17 protein-coding genes are annotated in these 20,190 nt (G+C 57.4%); 11 read left to right on the forward strand and 6 right to left on the reverse strand.

Going from position 1 to position 20,190, the window contains the following annotated elements:
• Positions 1 to 83: 83 nt before the first annotated feature.
• Entirely contained in the window at positions 84 to 911 is an 828-nt protein-coding gene (locus ACQZ5N_RS18550; RefSeq protein ID WP_448733739.1) for an AraC-like ligand-binding domain-containing protein, read from the reverse strand.
• A gap of 144 nt (positions 912 to 1,055) precedes the next feature.
• Between ACQZ5N_RS18550 and ACQZ5N_RS18555 the strand changes: the two genes are divergently transcribed.
• Together ACQZ5N_RS18555 and ACQZ5N_RS18560 are read left to right on the forward strand one after the other, a co-directional pair.
• A complete protein-coding gene (locus ACQZ5N_RS18555) occupies positions 1,056 to 2,045 on the forward strand; it encodes a carbon-nitrogen hydrolase family protein (RefSeq protein WP_448733740.1) in 990 nt (329 codons plus the stop codon).
• 248 nt (positions 2,046 to 2,293) lie between these two features.
• The gene (locus ACQZ5N_RS18560; RefSeq protein ID WP_448733741.1) at positions 2,294 to 3,562 is read left to right on the forward strand and encodes a patatin-like phospholipase family protein; all 1,269 of its coding nucleotides are present in this window, start codon (positions 2,294 to 2,296) and stop codon (positions 3,560 to 3,562) included.
• A gap of 71 nt (positions 3,563 to 3,633) precedes the next feature.
• Here ACQZ5N_RS18560 and ACQZ5N_RS18565 read toward each other — a convergent pair whose 3' ends face one another.
• On the reverse strand, positions 3,634 to 4,545 hold the full coding sequence (locus ACQZ5N_RS18565) for a LysR family transcriptional regulator (protein WP_425644164.1): 912 nt from the start codon (positions 4,543 to 4,545) through the stop codon (positions 3,634 to 3,636).
• A 120-nt stretch (positions 4,546 to 4,665) separates the two neighbouring features.
• On the opposite strand from ACQZ5N_RS18565, the gene ACQZ5N_RS18570 reads away from it, so the two are divergent.
• From ACQZ5N_RS18570 to pyk, 4 genes are read left to right on the forward strand one after another with little or no spacing between them, the layout of a single operon-like run.
• Positions 4,666 to 5,964, forward strand: coding sequence for an MFS transporter (locus ACQZ5N_RS18570; RefSeq protein ID WP_425644162.1), 1,299 nt, complete (start codon positions 4,666 to 4,668; stop codon positions 5,962 to 5,964).
• Between the two features lie 21 nt (positions 5,965 to 5,985).
• Positions 5,986 to 7,074 carry a tartrate dehydrogenase gene (locus ACQZ5N_RS18575; protein ID WP_425644161.1) on the forward strand — a complete coding sequence of 363 codons (1,089 nt, stop codon included), beginning with the start codon at positions 5,986 to 5,988 and terminating at the stop codon, positions 7,072 to 7,074.
• Positions 7,071 to 8,339: a glycerate kinase type-2 family protein gene (locus ACQZ5N_RS18580; protein ID WP_425644160.1), complete on the forward strand. Its 1,269-nt coding sequence runs from the start codon at positions 7,071 to 7,073 to the stop codon at positions 8,337 to 8,339. Before ACQZ5N_RS18575 ends, ACQZ5N_RS18580 begins: the two co-directional genes overlap by 4 nt.
• 7 nt (positions 8,340 to 8,346) lie before the next feature.
• Positions 8,347 to 9,777: a pyruvate kinase gene (pyk, locus tag ACQZ5N_RS18585; protein WP_425644158.1), complete on the forward strand. Its 1,431-nt coding sequence runs from the start codon at positions 8,347 to 8,349 to the stop codon at positions 9,775 to 9,777.
• Here pyk and ACQZ5N_RS18590 read toward each other — a convergent pair.
• Positions 9,774 to 10,508: a GntR family transcriptional regulator gene (locus ACQZ5N_RS18590; RefSeq protein WP_425644156.1), complete on the reverse strand. Its 735-nt coding sequence runs from the start codon at positions 10,506 to 10,508 to the stop codon at positions 9,774 to 9,776. The two genes, pyk and ACQZ5N_RS18590, sit on opposite strands and share 4 nt — an antisense overlap.
• A 145-nt stretch (positions 10,509 to 10,653) precedes the next feature.
• On the opposite strand from ACQZ5N_RS18590, the gene ACQZ5N_RS18595 reads away from it, so the two are divergent.
• The 5 genes from ACQZ5N_RS18595 to ACQZ5N_RS18615 all read left to right on the forward strand — a co-directional run bounded on the left by ACQZ5N_RS18595 (position 10,654) and on the right by ACQZ5N_RS18615 (position 15,120).
• Positions 10,654 to 11,622 carry a tripartite tricarboxylate transporter substrate binding protein BugD gene (locus ACQZ5N_RS18595; RefSeq protein WP_425644155.1) on the forward strand — a complete coding sequence of 323 codons (969 nt, stop codon included), beginning with the start codon at positions 10,654 to 10,656 and terminating at the stop codon, positions 11,620 to 11,622.
• Positions 11,623 to 11,731: 109 nt separating this feature from the next.
• Complete coding sequence (locus ACQZ5N_RS18600; protein WP_425644153.1) at positions 11,732 to 12,808, forward strand: tartrate dehydrogenase; 1,077 nt, start codon at positions 11,732 to 11,734, stop codon at positions 12,806 to 12,808.
• Between the two features lie 33 nt (positions 12,809 to 12,841).
• Positions 12,842 to 13,309, forward strand: a complete 468-nt coding sequence (locus ACQZ5N_RS18605; RefSeq protein ID WP_448733742.1) for a tripartite tricarboxylate transporter TctB family protein — start codon at positions 12,842 to 12,844, stop codon at positions 13,307 to 13,309.
• 10 nt (positions 13,310 to 13,319) lie between these two features.
• Positions 13,320 to 14,828 carry a tripartite tricarboxylate transporter permease gene (locus ACQZ5N_RS18610; protein WP_425644150.1) on the forward strand — a complete coding sequence of 503 codons (1,509 nt, stop codon included), beginning with the start codon at positions 13,320 to 13,322 and terminating at the stop codon, positions 14,826 to 14,828.
• 58 nt (positions 14,829 to 14,886) lie between these two features.
• A complete protein-coding gene (locus ACQZ5N_RS18615; protein ID WP_425644149.1) occupies positions 14,887 to 15,120 on the forward strand; it encodes a hypothetical protein in 234 nt (77 codons plus the stop codon).
• Positions 15,121 to 15,365: 245 nt separating this feature from the next.
• On the opposite strand, the gene ACQZ5N_RS18620 is transcribed toward ACQZ5N_RS18615, so the two are convergent.
• The 3 genes from ACQZ5N_RS18620 to ACQZ5N_RS18630 are packed head-to-tail and all read right to left on the reverse strand — an operon-like array spanning position 15,366 to position 19,983.
• A complete protein-coding gene (locus ACQZ5N_RS18620; RefSeq protein WP_425644148.1) occupies positions 15,366 to 16,856 on the reverse strand; it encodes a carotenoid oxygenase family protein in 1,491 nt (496 codons plus the stop codon).
• 33 nt (positions 16,857 to 16,889) lie between these two features.
• Entirely contained in the window at positions 16,890 to 18,362 is a 1,473-nt protein-coding gene (locus ACQZ5N_RS18625) for an aldehyde dehydrogenase family protein (protein WP_448733743.1), read from the reverse strand.
• Positions 18,355 to 19,983 (reverse strand): FUSC family protein, encoded by a 1,629-nt coding sequence (locus tag ACQZ5N_RS18630; protein WP_425644146.1) that lies wholly within the window; start codon positions 19,981 to 19,983, stop codon positions 18,355 to 18,357. The genes ACQZ5N_RS18625 and ACQZ5N_RS18630 overlap by 8 nt, the downstream gene beginning before the upstream one ends.
• Between the last annotated feature and the right edge of the window lie 207 nt (positions 19,984 to 20,190).

Genomic DNA, 20,190 nt, shown 5'->3' on the forward strand with positions numbered 1-20,190 from the left:
AAACGAGGAACTTGACCACGACCGCAGACCCGAAACATACCTAACAGGCGGGTCAATTCTCGGTGGAAACGCCGGGTCAGTTCTCAGTGGCAATCAACAGCTATATCAGTGACAGATCGTCGCGCTTTCGATCCCGCGGCAAGATCTCTCCTTACGCCCCGCAGCCGCGCCTGAAGTATGACTTGCACAGGCGAGGCTCCGTTTTCAGCGCAAAGCCGCCTTAACGACCGGGGTGACATACCAGCGAGCCGTGCAAGGTCGGAAGGCCCGAAGTCTGGATTTCTGACCTCGCAGGCGGCTGTGTCGCACAATCTTTCGAAGAGTCGATGACGAGGAGGTAACTCGTTGGCCTGGGAAAGAATTCCGTTAACGACAAGATCGCTTGCAATGCCTCCTATCGTTTGCAGTTCCTGAGGACTGATCTGAGTGACGCGTCGTGCGAGACTTTTGAGAAAGTCGAGTGCCACGCCGCTCGCTCCCTCCCGCGCCTGAAAGGTCCGGGCGTTCAGTTTTCGCAGTCCAGGGGACCAGGATGCCAGCGCTTCATGCGAAGCGCGAAGCACTATCTGCTTGAAAGGGCCTTTGAATCCCAGCCGATAGGATCTCGCGCTGTCGTAGAAGACGAATTCACCAGGATTTGTTTCAGCAACCCGGTCGTCCTGACGCACGACCCCTTGGCCCTCGATCTGAAATGCGATCAGAAGCACCTCTTGGCCATCGGCGCGGATATGCTCGGATGTGCGCTCGGTAAGCTGGGCTGTCGAGTCCACGATGCTCAAACTATCGGCTCCCCGAAAGAACTCTCTGACTTCGCCGTAGAAATCGGCAGCCTCGCTTTTGCTTTCAAGGCGAACATAAGTTGACCAGATCTTTTCTTTCCAAACATCGAGCGCATTGGGCGTTGCTTGCATGACTGACCCCTCCGAATATTTCGCTGGAAGACGGGAAGCAAAGACTGGGCCAGATGGCCATTCCCCCCAACAGAATTGGCCATTTTGGCCAAGCAGCTCCTCATGCGATGTGCTTGTCTGAGACACGGAACAAGGGAGACAAATATGATAACCGCGCAGTATAAAGTGGCGGCTGTTCAGGCCGCGCCGGAATTTCTCGATCTTGGAAAAGGGGTGGACAAGGCAATCTCATTGATTGAGCAAGCCGCAAGCGAAGGTGCGTCTTTGGTCGCCTTTCCGGAGGTCTGGCTACCGGGCTATCCTTGGTGGATTTGGCTTGATTCCCCAGCCTGGGGCATGCAATTTTTGGAAAGGTATTTCGCCAACGCCATGGAAGTGGGCGACGCCAATTATGAAAAGCTGCAGAAGGCAGCAGCCGACAATGGCATCCATCTCGTCATGGGTTATGTCGAACGCTTTGGCAGCACGCTGTATATTTCACAGGCAATCATCGATGACAAAGGCGCCACGATCGCCAACCGGCGGAAGTTGAAGCCTACGCATGCGGAACGTACCGTGTTTGGCGAAGGCGATGGTTCGCATCTGGCCGTCCATAACACCCGGTTGGGGCGTCTGGGCGCTTTGTGCTGTGCCGAACACGTTCAGCCGCTCTCGAAATATGCAATGTATTCCCAGAACGAGCAGGTTCACGTTGCGAGCTGGCCAAGCTTCTCAGTTTATCGCGGTGCGGCGTTTCAGTTGAGCGCAGAGGCCAATCTCGCTGCCAGTCAGGTTTATGCGCTTGAAGGCGGAACCTATGTTCTTGCACCATGCGCCACCGTGTCCAAGGCAATGATCGAGATGCTGGTCGATACACCGGCAAAGCAGAACCTGCTCCTTGAAGGTGGCGGCTTCACGATGATTTTCGGGCCGGACGGGGCGCCGTTAGCACAGCCGATACCCGAGACGGAAGAAGGGATCGTCTATGCGGAGGTCAATCTCGGATCAATCGGCGTCGCCAAGGCAGCCTATGATCCCGCTGGCCATTACTCTCGCCCGGATGTCGTGAAGTTGTTGTTCAACAAGCGTGAAATGCAGCGCGTCCAACCTTTCGAGCCCGATTATGCGACGGTAGAGCAAGATCGGTCTGAATGACGTTGGAGAATGATAATGGACATTACCCGTGAAACTATGTTGCCAAGGGGATGACGGCGGCCGCCCTTTCCAGCAGCACCCGCGAGCGGCAAATTATCCATAGCACTGCATATCTTGAATCGCCACGCCCTGCTCCACGAAAAACGACACAAATTTGTCACCATTGGAGGAGATGCAGCAGAAGATGAAGGCGTTCCTGAGCCGGGCGACCTTATAATTTTTGACGCTCCTCAATGGTATTCGAATGAATGAATCAATCGTTCGCAAAGAAATGGCCGGCCATATTTACCTGGAAAAATCCGCCTTTAGCCGGACGATCACGCGTTGAAAGACTGTCTTCATGGTTAGACAATCGATTAGCCGCCCGGATTAGACACCGCCACTTTGCCCTGTCACTGGCTTTTGCAATCTCGCTATCTGGCTCCGGTTGCGTAACGACGCCTCGTACCATCTATACCGCCGGTGAAGCATCAGTTGCACAGATCGACGGCTTCGACGATATTCGCGCATATGCTGATGCCCCGCCTAGTAGTCTTGGAGACAAGACCCGGTGGTTACCGCTGACAGGCGGAAAGAGCCTCGACGTTCTGTGCCTCTCCGGCGGAGGGTCAGGGGGAGCATTCACAGTCGGTGTCCTGTCGGCATGGAGCAGGCAACATACCCGACCTGTATTCGATGTGGTCACCGGGGTTAGTACCGGGGCGCTTATAGCACCGTATGCTTTCCTCGGCTCGGCATATGATAAGCCTCTCGCCGACCTCTACACTGGTGGAAAGGCGAAGGAACTCGTAGACGCGCGATGGTTGGGAACTGGTCTCTTGGGAACCAGCATCCTTAAGGGCGAACGCTTGCGACAGGTGATATCAGAATACATCACAAGCGATATCCTCCGACAGGTCGCAGCCGAACATCGCCGTGGAAGGAGGCTGTTTGTCTTGACGACCAATCTCGACTCACAGCGCGGCGTCGTTTGGAACATGGGTGCGATCGCGGACAGCGGCAACCCCGACTCTCTGGCGCTTTTCCGAAACATCTTGATCGCCTCCGCCAGCATACCAGGTGTCTTTCCCGCGGTGGCTGTCAAGGCAAAGTCCGGCGCAAAGCAGATCGAAGAACTGCATTCCGATGGTGGTGCCTCCATGCAATTTTTCGGGTTACCCGACAATATGCTCGCATCGCCGGGCAAACCCAGCCTTCCCGACAAGAAGCAGCTTGAAATCTATGTGATTATAAACAACGCGTTGATGCCAGAATTCGCGACAACGAATAACTCGACAATCGCGGTGGCCGGCAGGTCCTACGCGACGATGGTGAAATCCCAGACGAAGCAAGCTCTGCTCGCGCTCTATAACCACAGTCAAAGAACGAACATTCGATTGAGGATTGCCTCGATCGACAAACAAATCCCTTACAGCATATTCGATCCTTTCAATACCGACTATATGCGTGCTGTATTTGCCGACGGATATGACCAGACTGTCGCGGGTACCCTATGGAAGGACAACCCGGTCTTCTGATGGCTGAAGTCGCCTGGGTCGTGTGCGGGCTTCCGTGACGGCTGGACAATGTCACTTCGTCAACTCGGGTGTCACAGTGCCGAATACTGTTTGAGTTTTCTGTCGAGCAATTCCAAAACGGCGTCTCGATCTTGATCCCGCACCGCTTTCATCCAGGCGACCGCAAGCGGCAATGTCTTTAGTGGGGGACCGTCGGAAGACTTCAGCGTCACATAGCGCACGCCGGAAATCGTGAGTTTCGAGGTCCAGCGTGGTACGACGGCGCATCCAATACCAGCGGCAACCAGATTGATGATCGTTTGCTTCTCGTCCGCCATTTGTGCAATTCGCGGACGAAGGCCGACATCCGAGAAAATTTCAAAGGTAAGATCGTGGCTGTGCGGCCTGGAGCGACGCTCCGGCACGATGAGAGGCTCGTCGACGAGGTCCCGCACCGTGATGTCGGCTCTGCTGGCCAATGGATGGTTTTCCGGGAGCGCTACCACGGCCGATTCTTCCAGAAGCGTCTTCACGTTGATGTTCCTGCTCAACCCCTCGCGTGGTCGGATGAACACGAGGTCCAATCCTCCGGCAAGAAGCTTGGGGACCAGACGGATCGATTTGTCTTCAACGAGGTGAACGATGAGTTCAGGCCTTTCTGCCTTCAGATCGTGGAGGATCTGCGGTATCAGGCCTGCCGCTGCGCTGTCGATCGCGCCAATTCTCAGGACACTGCTCGGCCTGTGCCGTTCCGCTCTGAACCGCTGTTCAAGCTCCTCAAGCCGTGTGAGAATCGGCCGAATCTCTTCGAGAAGAACAACTCCATCCTCGGTAAGGGCAACGTTGCGCGTCGTTCGACTGAGCAAAGGCGTTCGTAACGACGCTTCCAATAACTTCACATGTCTGCCAAGTGAGGCAGGCAATAGCCCGATCCTCTGAGCGGCACGACCGAAATGCAGTTCTTCCGCGACAGCAACGAAACATCGCAGTTGCTCAAGTTCCATAATCTCCTCCATTATTCCATATTTTTATATAATTATTTGAGGATTGGATAGAGGGAAAGTCGTCACTACGGTCAACAGAAGGCGCAGGAGGCGCTGTAGTTAACTTGGGAGGAGCTCGCTATGACCGGCGACCTTGAAGCGCGTGTTCTGCGCAAAATCACTTTTCGTATCGTACCCTTCATTATGCTGCTCTACTTCATAGCGTTTCTGGACCGCGTGAACATTGGCTTTGCAGCATTGACGATGAACCAGGACTTGGGTTTCTCGTCGACCGTATTCGGCGTGGGTGCCGGTATTTTCTTTCTCGGTTACTTCCTTTTCGAAGTACCCTCCAACCTTATCCTGAACAAGGTCGGCGCGCGTATCTGGATCGCCAGAGTAATGATCACCTGGGGTATCATTTCCGGGTGCATGGCCTTTGTGCAAGGGGTTACCAGTTTCTACACGCTCAGGTTCCTGCTCGGTATCGCCGAAGCAGGCTTTTTTCCCGGCATTATTCTTTATCTGAGTTTCTGGTTTCCCGCACGGCGCCGCGCGGCAGTAACAGCGATCTTCATGGCCGCAGCTCCATTGTCGACCGCGCTTGGATCGCCAATTTCCGGCGCGCTCCTGGAAATGCACGGGTTGCTTGGCCTTGCAGGCTGGCAGTGGATGTTCCTGATCGAGGCTGCACCTGCTGTCATCCTCGGCGTCGTCGTCCTTTTCTATCTGACCGATCGTCCGGAAAAGGCCAAATGGCTGACAGCGGAGGAGCGTGACTGGCTCGTCAAGACCATGAACGCTGAACAGGCGTCAAAAGCAAGCAAGTCGAGCCACAGCATTCTCGCCGGACTGGCCGATATCCGTGTTCTGGCACTTTCGCTCGTCTATTTCGGCACCTCGGCCGGCCTCTACACGCTCGGTATCTGGGCACCGCAGATCATCAAACAGTTCGGCCTGTCGTCGCTTCAGGTCGGCTTTATCAATGCTATTCCCGCTGTCTTCGCGGTAGTGGCGATGGTTCTTTGGGCACGGCACTCCGATAAGACCGGCGAACGCACGTGGCATGTTGTCGGAGCGTGTCTGTTGGCCGCAGCAGGTCTGGCTTTTGCGACCGGCGCAACCACTATCTTTGCGGTCCTTATTGCTCTCACGCTGGTCAATATCGGGATTAGCTGCTCGAAGCCTCCGCTCTGGAGCATGCCCACGCTGTTCCTTTCGGGTCCGGCTGCTGCGGCAGGGATTGCCACCATCAACTCTATCGGCAATCTCGGCGGGTTTGTGGGCCCTTCGATGATCGGCTGGATCAAAGATGCCACCGGAAGCTTTACGGGCGGACTCTACTTCGTCGCTGCCCTTCTTGTGGTCTCGGCGTTTATAACCCTTCTCCTCGCCCGGAAGGCCGGCGAAAAGAACGTCGAAGCTACTGTCCAACATTGACACATGAATAGGAGATCTACCATGCGAGAATACAAGATAGCCGCCATTCCTGCTGATGGGATCGGCCCTGAAGTGATTGCAGCCGGGCTGCAGGTGCTGGAAGCACTGGAGAAGCGCAGCGGCGACTTCAAGATCCACTCGGAGACCTTCGACTGGGGCTCGGATTATTACAAGAAGCACGGCGTCATGATGCCCGCCGACGGGCTGGAGACGCTCAAGACGTTCGACGCCATATATTTCGGTGCCGTCGGCGCACCCGACGTACCCGACCACATCACGCTCTGGGGTCTGCGTTTGCCGATCTGCCAGGGTTTCGACCAGTATGCGAATGTGCGCCCTACGAAGATCCTGCCGGGCATCACTCCTCCCCTGCGCAATTGCGGCCCGGGCGACCTTGACTGGGTGATCGTGCGCGAGAATTCCGAAGGCGAATATTCCGGTCATGGCGGTCGCGCCCACAAGGGCCTGCCGGAGGAAGTAGGCACGGAAGTGGCGATCTTCACCCGCGTCGGCGTCACCCGCATCATGCGCTATGCCTTCAAACTCGCGCAGTCGCGGCCGCGCAAGCTCTTGACCGTCGTCACCAAATCCAACGCCCAGCGCCACGGCATGGTGATGTGGGACGAGATCGCCGCGGAAGTGTCAAAGGAGTTTCCCGACGTCACCTGGGACAAGATGCTGGTCGATGCGATGACGGTTCGCATGACGCTGAACCCCAAGAGCCTCGATACCATCGTCGCCACCAACCTGCATGCCGACATCCTGTCCGACCTCGCCGGCGCGCTTGCAGGTTCGCTCGGGGTTGCTCCGACCGGCAACATCGATCCTGAACGCCGTTTCCCGTCGATGTTCGAGCCGATCCACGGATCTGCCTTCGACATTACCGGCAAGGGCATCGCCAATCCGATCGCCACGTTCTGGACGGCAGCACAGATGCTCGAACATCTCGGCGAGAAGGATGCCGCCGCGCGGCTAATGGCAGCTGTCGAGCGCGTTACCGAGGCTGGCATCCTGACGCCCGATGTCGGCGGAACTGCAAACACGCAACAAGTCACCGACGCCGTCTGCGAAGCCATCGCAGGATCGAATATTCTGGTTGCCGCGGAATGATCTGGAACGATGCGTCCGCCCGCGATGTGCTGCGTCGCATCTTCGACGCAGCCGTTGCAAGCGCCGATCCGGCCAAGGTGGTCGCATCCCACCTGCCGGAACGGCCCAAGGGTCGCTGCGTCGTGATCGGCGCCGGCAAGGCCTCGGCCGCAATGGCCGCGGCTCTCGATACCGCCTGGAGCGATGTGGATCTCACCGGGATCGTTGTTACGCGGTACGGCCACGCCGTACCTTCCGGGCGTATCGAAATCATCGAAGCATCCCATCCGGTTCCTGATGCAATGAGCGTCGAGGCAGCAACCCGTATCATGGCAGCGGTGGGCGGTCTCGGAGCGGACGATCTGGTGATTGCCCTGATTTCAGGGGGCGGATCCTCTCTTCTCGTTTCCCCTGCAGGACGCATGACGCTCGATGACAAGAAGGCGGTTAACAGGGCGCTCCTGGCAAGCGGTGCCACCATCTCCGAAATGAATACCGTGCGCAGACAGCTTTCTGCGATCAAGGGCGGCCGCCTTGCACAGGCCGCCTACCCCGCCCGTGTCGTCAGCCTGGTCATCTCCGATGTTCCGGGTGACGACCCATCCGAAATCGCTTCCGGTCCGACGGTCGCAAACCCGACGACCGTGGATGAGGCCAGGGAAATTGTCAGCCGGTATCGTCTGAACCTTCCCGAGACAGCCGTTGAGGTCCTTGCCAATGGCGGTGCAGCCGCAGGTCCGGACAGCCGGAATTCTGAGGTCAGGATGATCGCCTCACCAGGCATGGCGCTTGTTGCCGCTGCACAAACCGCCCGCTCCCACGGACTGAAGTCCTTGATCCTTGGCGACGCGCTGCAGGGGGAAGCAAGGGAAGTCGGTACCGTATTTGCCGGGATCGCGCTATCTGCAAAGCAGAATAGCAACCCGATTGACGGTCCAGCTGTCATCCTGTCCGGCGGTGAAACCTCTGTCTCGCTTCCGCCTGACGCCACAGGCCGCGGCGGGCGCAACACCGAGTTCCTGCTCAGTCTCGCCATCGGCCTGAATGAAGCGGACAGCATCTGGGCGATCGCGGGCGACACGGACGGGATAGACGGTGTCGAGGACGCCGCCGGAGCCATCGTTACGCCGACAACCTTATCCCGCCTGCGCCAGGCCGGCGTCACACCGCGCGCGGCCCTGTCGGGCCACGACAGCTACACCGCGTTCAAGGCGATCGGCGACCTCGTGGTCACCGGGCCGACGCTTACCAACGTCAACGACATTCGCGCCATCCTGATCGGATAGAAACACCATGTTCATTCGCAGCAATCGCAGGGCCAAGATCGTCGCAACGGTCGGGCCGGCCTCCAATTCGCCCGAAATTCTGAAAGCACTTTTCAATGCAGGCGTCGATACATTCCGGCTCAACTTCAGCCACGGAAGCCGTGACGATCATGCCGCCGTCTATCGCCACATCCGGGCGATGGAGAAGGAGTTCGATACGGCGATCGGCATCCTCCAGGACCTCCAGGGACCGAAGATCCGTATCGGTGTACTGGAGGATGGTCGTCTCGACCTCCAGAAGGGTGCTGCCATTCGCTTCGTCTGCGGCACGGAGCCCGGCAATGGCCTGATGGATATCCCGCTCCCTCATCGCGAGATTTTTGCAGCGGTCAGGCCGGGTGACGATCTGCTGATCGATGACGGCCGGGTGCGGGTACGCACCATCAGCATCGATGACGAACATCTCGATGCCGAGGTAATTGTCGGTGGCCCGATTTCCAACCGCAAGGGTGTGAACGTCCCAGGTGCGGTACTCGACATATCGCCGCTGACCACGAAGGACCGGAAAGATCTCGAGTTTGGCCTTGAGCTTGGGGTCGATTGGGTCGCGCTTTCATTTGTGCAGAAGGCGCGCGACATGATCGAGGCACGCTCGCTCGTCAGCAACCGCGCCGGGCTCGTCGCCAAGATCGAGAAGCCATCTGCGCTGGACGAGATCGACGATATCGTCGCACTTTCGGATGCGATCATGGTTGCACGCGGCGACCTCGGCGTCGAAATCCCTCCGGAGGACGTACCCGGCAAGCAGAAGGAGATCATCCGCGCTTGCCGGATGGCGGCAAAGCCGGTGATCGTCGCAACGCAGATGCTGGATTCCATGGTCTCGGCACCGACGCCGACACGGGCGGAGGCTTCGGATGTCGCCGGCGCAATATACGACGGCGCGGACGCAGTGATGCTGTCGGCGGAATCTGCCACCGGTTCCTATCCGATCGAAGCTGTCGAGATGATGAGCCGCATCATAGAAAAGACAGAACAGCACAAACATTATCGACTGATAGTTGAGGCTACGGAGCCGCAGGTCGTACAGTCGCCGCCCCATGCGGTTGCCGCCGCAGCAGCCGGTGTTGCTATAGCGGTCAAGGCGCCCGTTCTTGTTGCCTACACGGCGAGTGGTACGACCGCATCGCGGATCTCCCGTTCTCGGCCTCCGTTGCCGGTACTTGCCCTTACGCCATCGCTGCAGGTCGCACGTCAACTCAACCTTTTCTGGGGTGTTGTCAGCCTGCAGTCGGAGGACGTGCATGACTATGAACAATCGATTCAACGGGCGCGGTTGGCGGTGCTGGATACAAACCTGGCAAGAACGAACGATAATATCGTGATTGTCACGGGATTCCCACTGAGCCAACCCGGCAGCACCAATAACTTGCGCGTTGCTCAGGTCGGATCCAGCTAAAGGTTCCGCAGATTAAAGCGGTCAATCAACGGGACGAGAGCGTCGTGGGCATGTTCACGGTGTTTGCGGGCTGCCCTGCTCGCCGCAGCAGCGTCAGCCTGTTCGATCGCCCTGATGACTTCAAAATGCTCGTCAGAAGAGTGAACAGGGCGCGGTCGAAGGTTAAGCGTAAACATCCGAGCCCGATGGAGTTGATCGGAAACCGTCCCGGCCATCCGCATGAGGCGACGGTTTCCGCACCGCGACACGAGCGTCTCATGGAATTCCTCGTCAGCCGCCGCCCATGTCGCGAGATCATTTCGTTCTATTGCCCTGACCATGGATTCAGTTGATCGGGTAAGAGATCGAACGACTGACCGACGTTCGTCATCAGGGAGCCTCGCCAGCCGGGTCGCAGCCGCACCCTCCAGCGCAATGATGACTTCGTATATTTCTTCGATATCCGCAGGGGACAAAGCGCAGATAATGATGCCCTTCTTCGGAAGGATCCGAACGAGTCCATCCTCCTGGAGACGGGCCATAGCCTCGTGAACGGGCGTTCGGCTCATACCCAGCTGGCGCGCAATTTCAATTTCCGCGGCCTGATATCCGGACGGGAAAACATTCGAGCGGATGGCAGCCTTGATGGCGTTGTACGCCGCCGACACCCTACCGGCGCCCTCGGTTTCGTGAGCCGCGTCATATTCAGGGTCGCGCGGAGCGACACCGAGAGTTTCATCCATTTTGATCATCACTATTCCTACCAGTTCGCAAAATTTATAGTGAGTATATCGCGGTTGACAAACGGACGCGAGTTGTTAAATTTATTCTTGCATGCAAGCTGGCATGGATCGGAGTGTGGAGGCACTCCGGCGCGCTCTTGAGGAGGAAGACGCGATGAAGACTACCCTATTGAACCTGGCAGGAATTATGTTGGCAACCTCGGGTTCCTTCGTTTCCGCTCAGGAAAATTTTCCGAACAAGCCCATCACCATCATGGTACCCGCCGCAGCCGGGGGGCCAAGCGACACGGTCGCACGCCTCGTTGCGCAATCCATGTCGAAGACACTTGGTCAGCAGGTTCTTGTCGAAAACATGGGCGGTGCCGGGGGATCGCTTGGAGCGGGGAATGTTGCCAAGGCAGAGCCCGATGGATACCGGCTCCTGCTTTATCATATTGGTGTGGCGACGTTCGCAGCGCTTTATCCCAGCCTGAGCTACAAACCTATCGACGACTTCTCAAGCGTAGGTCTGATTACCGAAGTTCCGATGACCATCGTCGGACGCAAGAACCTTGAGCCCAAGACGTTTGCCGATCTGGTCAGCTACGTGAAGAAGAATGGACCAGTGGTAACCTTCGGCACAGCTGGTACGGGTGCCGTTTCGGACTTGTGCGGGCGCCTTCTGCAGGATGCGCTGGCGACCAAAATCACACTCGTTCCCTATAAGGGTATGGGCCCTGCGATGACGGATCTCATCGGTGGACGCATCGATCTTGCCTGCGATCAAACGACAAATACAACAACGCAAATCAAGGCCAAGGAAGTCTTCGCCTATGCTGTTACGACCAGGGCGAGGATAGACGTTCTTCCCGATCTTCCCACTGTCGACGAGAGCGGACTAAAAGGTTTCGAATTAAGCGCGTGGCACGCCCTTTGGGCTCCAAAGGGTACGCCGGCTTCTGTCCGGGGCAAACTTTCCCAAGCATTGAAAACCGCGCTAAAGGATCCTGTCGTAGTCGAGCGGTTCGCCAGCCTCGGCACGGTCCCGGTGTCGGAAGACTTGGCGACGCCTGACGCACTTGATCAGAAATTCAAAGCTGAAGTCGAACGACTGACCAAGATCGTTAGCGAAACCGGCAAATAAGACATTCAAGTTCTGGCCTCGTCTGCACCCTTGACGCGGATTTGGAGAGGGCGTGCATTCCTGTTTGCACGCTCTCACCGCTTGTTCGTTCCTAACTCGAGAAATCACCATGCGAGAATACAAGATAGCCGCCATTCCTGCTGATGGGATCGGCCCTGAAGTGATTGCAGCCGGGCTGCAGGTGCTGGAAGCACTGGAGAAGCGCAGCGGCGACTTCAAGATCCACTCGGAGACCTTCGACTGGGGCTCGGATTATTACAAGAAGCACGGCGTCATGATGCCCGCCGACGGGCTGGAGACGCTCAAGACGTTCGACGCCATATATTTCGGTGCCGTCGGCGCACCCGACGTACCCGACCACATCACGCTCTGGGGTCTGCGTTTGCCGATCTGCCAGGGTTTCGACCAGTATGCGAATGTGCGCCCTACGAAGATCCTGCCGGGCATCACTCCTCCCCTGCGCAATTGCGGCCCGGGCGACCTTGACTGGGTGATCGTGCGCGAGAATTCCGAAGGCGAATATTCCGGTCATGGCGGTCGCGCCCACAAGGGCCTGCCGGAGGAAGTAGGCACGGAAGTGGCGATCTTCACCCGCGTCGGCGTCACCCGCATCATGCGCTATGCCTTCAAACTCGCGCAGTCGCGGCCGCGCAAGCTCTTGACCGTCGTCACCAAATCCAACGCCCAGCGCCACGGCATGGTGATGTGGGACGAGATCGCCGCGGAAGTGTCAAAGGAGTTTCCCGACGTCACCTGGGACAAGATGCTGGTCGATGCGATGACGGTTCGCATGACGCTGAACCCCAAGAGCCTCGATACCATCGTCGCCACCAACCTGCATGCCGACATCCTGTCCGACCTCGCCGGCGCGCTTGCAGGTTCGCTCGGGGTTGCTCCGACCGGCAACATCGATCCTGAACGCCGTTTCCCGTCGATGTTCGAGCCGATCCACGGATCTGCCTTCGACATTACCGGCAAGGGCATCGCCAATCCGATCGCCACGTTCTGGACGGCAGCACAGATGCTCGAACATCTCGGCGAGAAGGATGCCGCCGCGCGGCTAATGGCAGCTGTCGAGCGCGTTACCGAGGCTGGCATCCTGACGCCCGATGTCGGCGGAACTGCAAACACGCAACAAGTCACCGACGCCGTCTGCGAAGCCATCGCAGGATCGAATATTCTTTGATCCTTTAAGGGCATCTGTCGGAGGAGGAAGAAGATGATGGGACAAGAAACAAGGAGCCGCCGCGACGTGTTTGCCGGCGGCACCTTCATCGTCATAGCATCGATTTTTTTGATCCAGGGATCTCGCTACGAATTCGGTACAGCGATCCAGATGGGCCCGGGTTTCTTTCCCGTGGTGTTGGCCGCACTCCTGGGGGTCTTCGGCCTCTTTACGGTCATCGGCGGATTGCGCAAGGCGCCGGAGGCAAGCGACGGCACGGTCTCCTGGCGCGCACTTGTGCTCGTCTGTCTGGCACTGGCCGTATTCGGGGCTGGCGCACGTCCGCTCGGCCTCATTCCCGTCGTGCTGATCTGCACTTTCATGACCGCCCTGGCTTCGCGAAAGAACTCTCTCTTGTCCGCAGCGGTCATGGCATTGGTGATGGCTGTGCTTTGCTACATCATTTTCAAGATCGGTCTTGCGGTCGCATTGCCGGCCTTTGGACCATTCTTCGGGCGCTGAGGTACATTCCATGTTCGACCTTCTTTCCAATCTCGCGCTCGGCTTCGAAACGGCGCTCACGCCAGTCAATATCGTCTGGTGTTTCGTCGGCGTGCTCCTCGGTACCTTGGTCGGCGTGTTGCCCGGGATCGGGCCGACTGCAACCATCGCGATGCTCCTGCCTATCACCTTCACCTTTTCGCCGGTGACATCGCTGATCATGCTCTCGGGAATTTATTATGGTGCGCAATACGGTGGCTCGACGACGGCAATTCTGATCAATCTGCCGGGCGAAAGCTCGTCTGCCGTAACGGCGATCGATGGCTATCAAATGGCCCGAAAGGGCCGGGCCGGACAAGCACTCGCCACGGCTGCGCTCGGCTCTTTCTTTGCCGGATGCGTCGCAACCCTGCTTCTGGCCATTGCGGCGCCGCCACTCGCCGCCGTGGCCCTTGAATTCGGCGCTCCCGAATATTTCGCCCTGATCGTGCTGGGTCTTCTGGTGTCTATTTCTCTGGCACACGGTTCGGTTCTCAAGGCACTCGGCATGATTGTCGTCGGCCTGCTGTTGGGCACGGTCGGTCAGGATATCTATACCGGACAGGAACGCTTCACCTTCGGGCAAATGGAACTGACGGAAGGGATCAACTTCGTTTCCATCGCGGTCGGCGTGTTCGGCGTGGCTGAAATCTTCCGCAACCTTCAAGACGAACACGAACGAGAGGTCGGCGTCAAACGTGTTACCAACCTATGGCTCGGTCGGGAGGATTTTCGCCGCGTCGTCGGTCCGGTCATCCGCGGCACCGCTCTAGGCTCCGTCTTAGGCGTCCTGCCTGGCGGTGGCCACGTGCTCGCTTCTTTTGCCAGCTATTCGGCGGAAAAGAACCTGTCCAAGCATCCGGAGGAATTCGGTCATGGTGCAATTGAGGGCGTTGCAGGTCCGGAGAGCGCTAATAATGCAGCTGCCCAGACATCATTTATTCCGCTCCTGACGCTTGGAATTCCCGCCCATCCCGTCATGGCGTTGATCGTAGGGGCTTTCATCCTTCAAGGGATCACGCCTGGTCCAGACGTTATCAACAGCCAGCCCGCGCTGTTCTGGGGCATCATCGCCTCGATGTGGATCGGCAACTTGCTACTGGTGATCCTTAATCTGCCGTTGATTGGCCTGTGGGTTAAGATGCTGACTATCCCCTACCGGATGCTGTTTCCGGCTATCGTGGTGTTCGCCGCCATCGGCTGCTACTCGATTAATAATAATCCGTTCGACGTATATGCGATCATCGTCGCCGGGGTGCTCGGCTTCCTTCTGATCCGCATGGGATGCGAGCCTGCACCGCTGCTACTTGGATTCGTTCTTGGGCCGCTCCTGGAGGAACATCTCCGACGCGCGATGATCATCTCGCGAGGAGACGCGATGGTGTTCGTTACCAATCCGATCGCGGCAAGCCTTCTGGCGGTCGGGTTGGCCTGCATAGTCATCGCCTTGCTACCGGCCATACGTTCGAAACGCGACAAGGTCTTCGTGGAGGAAGATTGAGACAGCCTCGCCTGCGGCAAAAGAATGATTCGAACATAAACTCTGGAGGAGAGTTCCCATGATGCGCAGCTTCATTTTAGCAGGCTTATCCGCCGCCTCATTTCTGGCGCCAGCTGATAGTCATGCCGGGTTAGCGGAGACAATCAGCGCCCGCCAGAAAATCTTCGGAATTGAAAACGTCGACGCGAAGACCGGTAAATTGCCGGAGAACAAGGTCATCTTTTCCTGGTTATCCAACTCAACATTCGCCACATCCGTTGAAGGCGTGTGTTCTACATGGATATCTATGTGACACGCCTCGAAGTGAAAGCCGGAAACGCGGCTCCCATCGCCGCCAGCAAGCCGAGGCACCGCACATGATGCGCAGGACGATGGACAATAAACAATGACAATCTCCTTTTGGAAGCGCTCGAACGGAAGACGAGCATGAAAATCAACGGTAAGTTCTGCGGCCAAGCACGATGCGAGCGTTGCAGCGACTTGGAGGTGCGACCGTGCGCCACGGCTCTGGCGTGGCGCACGACAACGAGGGTCTGATCAGACGGGCTTTTCTGAAGCGGACAGGGCCGCAGCAGGGGTCCAGTTTCCGTGCAGAGACATGCGCAGGCGAAACGGAATCTTGATCCGTGCAACGGGTCCCGCAGCCATTTTCAGGGAGTCAAGCACGACCAATTCGGTATCATCACCGTTGAGATGGTTCAGGAGTGAGATGACGTATCCATCGCCTTCTGGCGCACCCTCCGAGCGCGGTACGAAAATAGGCTCCTGAAAGCATTGAGCGTTTCCCGGAAACCAGGCATCCGTCTCTCCGGTCTTGACGTTGACATGAGCAAGCTGGTTGAAGAACTGAAACGGTCGCTCGCCAAGGCTCTCATCGAAAGGCAGCGTGGGATCGAATGCAAGAACGAAGCCGTGTTCATACGGTTTTCCTGTGAAACGCTCGTCACAGCGCGGAAACTCGCAAGGAAATGAGGTGATGGGCCTTGGCTGGATCGCATGTTCGTCTGTACCGGAATCTCCCGGACCATTGAGATTGAATGACCAGCGCATCAGCTGTGAGCTGAGCGTCTCCGGGAGTGGAAGTGAGCCGTCGGCCTGCGGGAAGAAGTAAAAAATGTTGCCGGTCGTGACAGGCATGTCGACCTGCAGCATCCCATCTTCTTCATACGAATTGAGGGTGTGGCCCTGGAACCCGTCCTTCGGTCCATGAAACCACATGACATCCTCAGCGCTGCCGTCGCGAGGAAGGACGCCAAAGAGCTGGGGGAGATCAGGTTGCCATTCGAAATGTTGGCCGCCGGCCTTCATCCGCTCGACGTCAACGGTTAGCGGAATGAGTGGAAAGACGACGTGCCGGGCGGTAACCGCAAAGTCATGGATCATCGCGGCATAGGGAGCCTTGAACCAGATTTCCTTCTTCAGTTTTCCCGTCGCGTCGATCTCGAAATAGGCGATATCAGGGGTACCATCTCCTTTAGCCTCATAGGCGAAACAAAGAAGGTCGCCATTGTCGGGATCCACTTTTGGATGCGCGGTAAAGGTTGCGGATTTGATTTGGCCGTTGAAATCCCAAATACCGATCGTCTCGAGTGTCTCTGGGTCAAGGGCGTAAGGAAGTGCGTCTTCCTTCATAGCCAGCAACACGCCAGCGTGATAGAGAACTGTTGTGTTGGCAGTGGTGTTGTTCTCGGCAGCCAGCGGATCGTTAGTAAAGACGTTTCGATAGACCCCGTTGAGGGAACGTCTTTCGCGCAGTTGCGCTACCAGCCGGTCCGTATGGACATATCTACGGCGCAGGCTGACACGGCCTTTGTCGAACTTGAACGCCGAGACTAGGCCATCACCGTTGAAGAAAATGTCCTTGCCCAGCATGGGGGGATAGTAAGAATCTGGCGACACCTGAAAAAAGGTGCCGTTGATTTCCGTGGGAAGATCACCTTCGATCTCGAGGTCGAAAATCTGCGTTTCGACGCGGCTGGGCTTATAAAGGCCGGTGAACTCAGGGATTTCCGGAAAAGACATTGTCATAATGAATTCCTTTCGCTTTTGATGAAGTGAGGGTTAGAATGGATAAGCGCGTGGTGTTTCCTGCACGCTGATCCAATGATCGGTGGTCAGTTCCTGGATGATCCAGTCGCTGTTAAAGCGGCCAATCCCGCTGTTTTTCTCCCCACCGAACATCGTGTTCGGATCGTCATTGGGAGAAATATCGTTGATGTGGGTCATGCCGGCTTCAATGTTCTTGGCGAAGCGCAGCCCTCGGGCGGCATTTTCGGTGAACACGGAGCTTGAAAGACCAAACTCTACTGCGTTCGCCATGCGTAGCGCCTCGCCTTCGTTGGCGGCGCGTATCAAAGGTGCAATGGGACTAAACAGCTCAGTTTGAGCCAGTTCGGACGCGTTGTCGACGTCCACGAAAACCTGCGGCGGCAAGACCAGGCCGGCGGGGGCCTCCCCCAGAAGCTGGCGGGTACCGGCAGTGCGTGCCTTCTCGATATGTCCAATAGCTGCACTAAATTGCTTGGTGTTGATGAGCGGGCCAATCGCAGTATCGGGATCATCGGGATCGCCCACCTTGAGATTGCGTGCCCGATCAACAAAGGCCTCGACGAAACGGTCGTAGAGCTTGGCCTCGATGATGATGCGGTTGGTGCTCATGCAGATCTGGCCCTGGTGCATGAATCGTCCGACGATCGCCGCAGACACTGCACGGTCCAGATCTGCGTCGTCGAGGACAACGCACGGAGCATTGCCGCCGAGTTCCAGCGCGAGGCGCTTAAGGGTTCGACCGTTCATCGCCAGTTCGCCGATACGCCGGCCCACACGCGTTGAGCCAGTGAAGGAAATAAACTTCGGGATCTCGTGAAGAGTGAAAGCGTCGCCAACCTCACTAACGTCGCCAACGACCACGTTGAGGAGACCAGCCGGCAAGCCTGCTTCCTCATATATGCTCGCAATTAGAAGACCGCCTGTCACCGGCGTGTCTTCTGCCGGCTTGATCACCACTCCGTTGCCCACTGCCAGCGCCGGAGCAATGGATCGATTTGAAAGATGCATCGGAAAATTCCAGGGGCTGATGACCCCGACGACCCCAATTGGGCTGCGATAGACCCGGCTTTCCTTTCCTAAAATATCGGTTGGCAGGATTCGTCCGGCGACCCTGGCCGGCATGGTCGCAGCTGCCAATGTGCAGTCACGAACGGCGGCCCATTCGATCTCGGCCTTGATCCGTGTGCTTCCCGATTCAGCGATGAGCCAATCGACGATTTCGGCATGGCGCCGCTCAATGACCTCAACTGCGCGATACATGATGGCAGACCTGTCGCCCGGTGGTAGCCGTGCCCATTCGATCTGCACCTCGGCTGCTGTGCGATAGGCCTCGTCGAGATCCTCACGTGAAGCGCAGGGAATTTCTGTAAGAAGCTCGCCATTATAGGGATTTGTATCGACGATCGTGCTTCCTGCTCGACCGGCTCGCCAGCGACCGGCAATGTATTGGCCGGCGAATTGGCTCGTCGTTTGGTAATCAGGCATTGGGTGTCCTCCTGTTATTCGAAGCGATCAGGGCATCCAGAGCGACGCTGGCCTTCGTGGCGGCGTTCCGCGCGGATTCCTGTTGATATTCGCGAACGTTACCTGCAGCTGCGACGCAGACCTGCGTTGCCTTGAAGAGAGCGCTATCAGCCTCTGTGACATCAAGCAGCCGCAGATGGGCGTTGCGCAGGCGCTGGAAATAGGCTGCCAAATTCTTTCCTTCGGCGGCCTCGGCAATGTATTTCGTCAGCCGGGCGACACGGCGTGCCAGTGCGTCGCGTCGAAGCGCAGGTGTCGAAGGAACCAGCCAAAAAATAGCAACAGCTATCATAACACCAGAGACGATCGCCGCTGCCTCTGACAATACGATGCCAGTTGCCGTGGGCGCACTTCCCGGCTGCGCGGTCAGAAGAAACGTCATTGCCATGTCGATGGCCATTTTAGCTGTCGCCGACTGACGCATCAGCCAGGCTGCAATCAACAGGAATGGCATGATGCTGAAGAGTGTTAGGAACAGGCTGTCCGCATGCGGTAAAACATAGAGGCGCACCAGGGATCCCGCGGTTGCACCAACAACTGTGCCAAGTAGGACCTGAATGACCATATGATTTCCATGATCATGATCAGAGAAAAGCGAGGTAAATAAAACGGCAGTCATCGCCATCATCGCACCGGCTTGCCAGTCAACACCGATCCAGACTGCAACCGCGATCGCCAGCGCTAACACGGGCCGTGCCGCAGCGCGCCATATGGCAGCAAAATCAAAATCGAACCAGAAATAGGTCTTTGCCGACCAGGGGCTGGGTTCCAGCGCCGCCGCGAGCTCACATAAGGTGTGAGCAAGGGCCAACCGACCACTCGCCGTTGCGCTCTGAGCCAGGTGCCACGCATGCTGCCCTGGAGCGCGCGGTTCAAGGTTAGGGGCAGGACGGTTGCCCTGTCCCGGCGTTGTCAACGCGATCAATTCCAGCAACGCACCGGATATGTAGCGCAGGCGCAGGGCATCGGCTCTACGGCGCAAAGATCCTGCTGCGAATTGATCAAGAGCGCGATCGAAAGCACTAATTTCCGAAAGAAGTGAAGGATCTGAAGCCGGTTCGTAGCCGTGAAGATCGCTTTCCACCCGGAGGATCACCCGCTCTAGCAGGTTTCGGGCCATCATTTCGGCGCCGTCATCCCGTGACGACAACGCCCGAAACGATAGCGCCGCCGAAGAAGCGACGCCTATAAGTGTGCAAAGGATACGATCCTGGGCCAGCGCGCCATCCGCGACACCACCATCTAGACCGAGCATGACAACGATGCCTGCCGTATAGCCGGCCAGTACAAAACCATAATTGCGGAAATGGCGGAAAATCGTACCAAGTCCGGCGCAAAGCCCTAGCCAAGCGGCGAGTACACCCGATGCGATTAGCAAATTATCCATCCACAAAGTCAGGATAGAAGCGCCGACAGTGGCGCCACAGATCGTACCGACCAACCGCGCCAGGCTGCGTTCAAGGAGTAGGCCCGGGGTTGGTTGGGCAACTAGCCACACGGTCATCGCCGCCCACCATGGATGATCAATACCGACCTCTTGCGCGGCAGCCAGGGCCAGCAGCCCGGCAATCGTCGTCCGCATGGCGAACTCCAAGGGGCGACCGGGAGGGCGCTCTGTCGGCCGGATATCGGAGCGCTTAGTCGGCGTGCAAGCAGGTGGGGAGCAGGCTCGCCCAACGCCTTCACTAAGGTCACACGATGTAGCAACGAAATCCAACCACAATCTCCATATCTAAACGTTATCGTTCAGTTATAGGAAGGCTTGATCGCTGTCAATGTTATTTGTACT

This window comes from Agrobacterium sp. 22-221-1, assembly GCF_053522445.1.

Coding starts and splice junctions, on each gene's coding strand:
- ACQZ5N_RS18580 (WP_425644160.1), top strand. CDS start 7,071: ATGATCTGGAACGATGCGTCCGCCCGCGATGTGCTGCGTCGCATCTTC.
- ACQZ5N_RS18600 (WP_425644153.1), top strand. CDS start 11,732: ATGCGAGAATACAAGATAGCCGCCATTCCTGCTGATGGGATCGGCCCT.
- ACQZ5N_RS18570 (WP_425644162.1), top strand. CDS start 4,666: ATGACCGGCGACCTTGAAGCGCGTGTTCTGCGCAAAATCACTTTTCGT.
- ACQZ5N_RS18620 (WP_425644148.1), bottom strand. CDS start 16,856: ATGACAATGTCTTTTCCGGAAATCCCTGAGTTCACCGGCCTTTATAAG.
- ACQZ5N_RS18605 (WP_448733742.1), top strand. CDS start 12,842: ATGATGGGACAAGAAACAAGGAGCCGCCGCGACGTGTTTGCCGGCGGC.
- ACQZ5N_RS18630 (WP_425644146.1), bottom strand. CDS start 19,983: ATGCGGACGACGATTGCCGGGCTGCTGGCCCTGGCTGCCGCGCAAGAG.
- ACQZ5N_RS18610 (WP_425644150.1), top strand. CDS start 13,320: ATGTTCGACCTTCTTTCCAATCTCGCGCTCGGCTTCGAAACGGCGCTC.
- ACQZ5N_RS18595 (WP_425644155.1), top strand. CDS start 10,654: ATGAAGACTACCCTATTGAACCTGGCAGGAATTATGTTGGCAACCTCG.
- ACQZ5N_RS18565 (WP_425644164.1), bottom strand. CDS start 4,545: ATGGAACTTGAGCAACTGCGATGTTTCGTTGCTGTCGCGGAAGAACTG.
- ACQZ5N_RS18555 (WP_448733740.1), top strand. CDS start 1,056: ATGATAACCGCGCAGTATAAAGTGGCGGCTGTTCAGGCCGCGCCGGAA.
- pyk (WP_425644158.1), top strand. CDS start 8,347: ATGTTCATTCGCAGCAATCGCAGGGCCAAGATCGTCGCAACGGTCGGG.
- ACQZ5N_RS18590 (WP_425644156.1), bottom strand. CDS start 10,508: ATGATCAAAATGGATGAAACTCTCGGTGTCGCTCCGCGCGACCCTGAA.
- ACQZ5N_RS18625 (WP_448733743.1), bottom strand. CDS start 18,362: ATGCCTGATTACCAAACGACGAGCCAATTCGCCGGCCAATACATTGCC.
- ACQZ5N_RS18615 (WP_425644149.1), top strand. CDS start 14,887: ATGATGCGCAGCTTCATTTTAGCAGGCTTATCCGCCGCCTCATTTCTG.
- ACQZ5N_RS18575 (WP_425644161.1), top strand. CDS start 5,986: ATGCGAGAATACAAGATAGCCGCCATTCCTGCTGATGGGATCGGCCCT.
- ACQZ5N_RS18560 (WP_448733741.1), top strand. CDS start 2,294: ATGAATCAATCGTTCGCAAAGAAATGGCCGGCCATATTTACCTGGAAA.
- ACQZ5N_RS18550 (WP_448733739.1), bottom strand. CDS start 911: ATGCAAGCAACGCCCAATGCGCTCGATGTTTGGAAAGAAAAGATCTGG.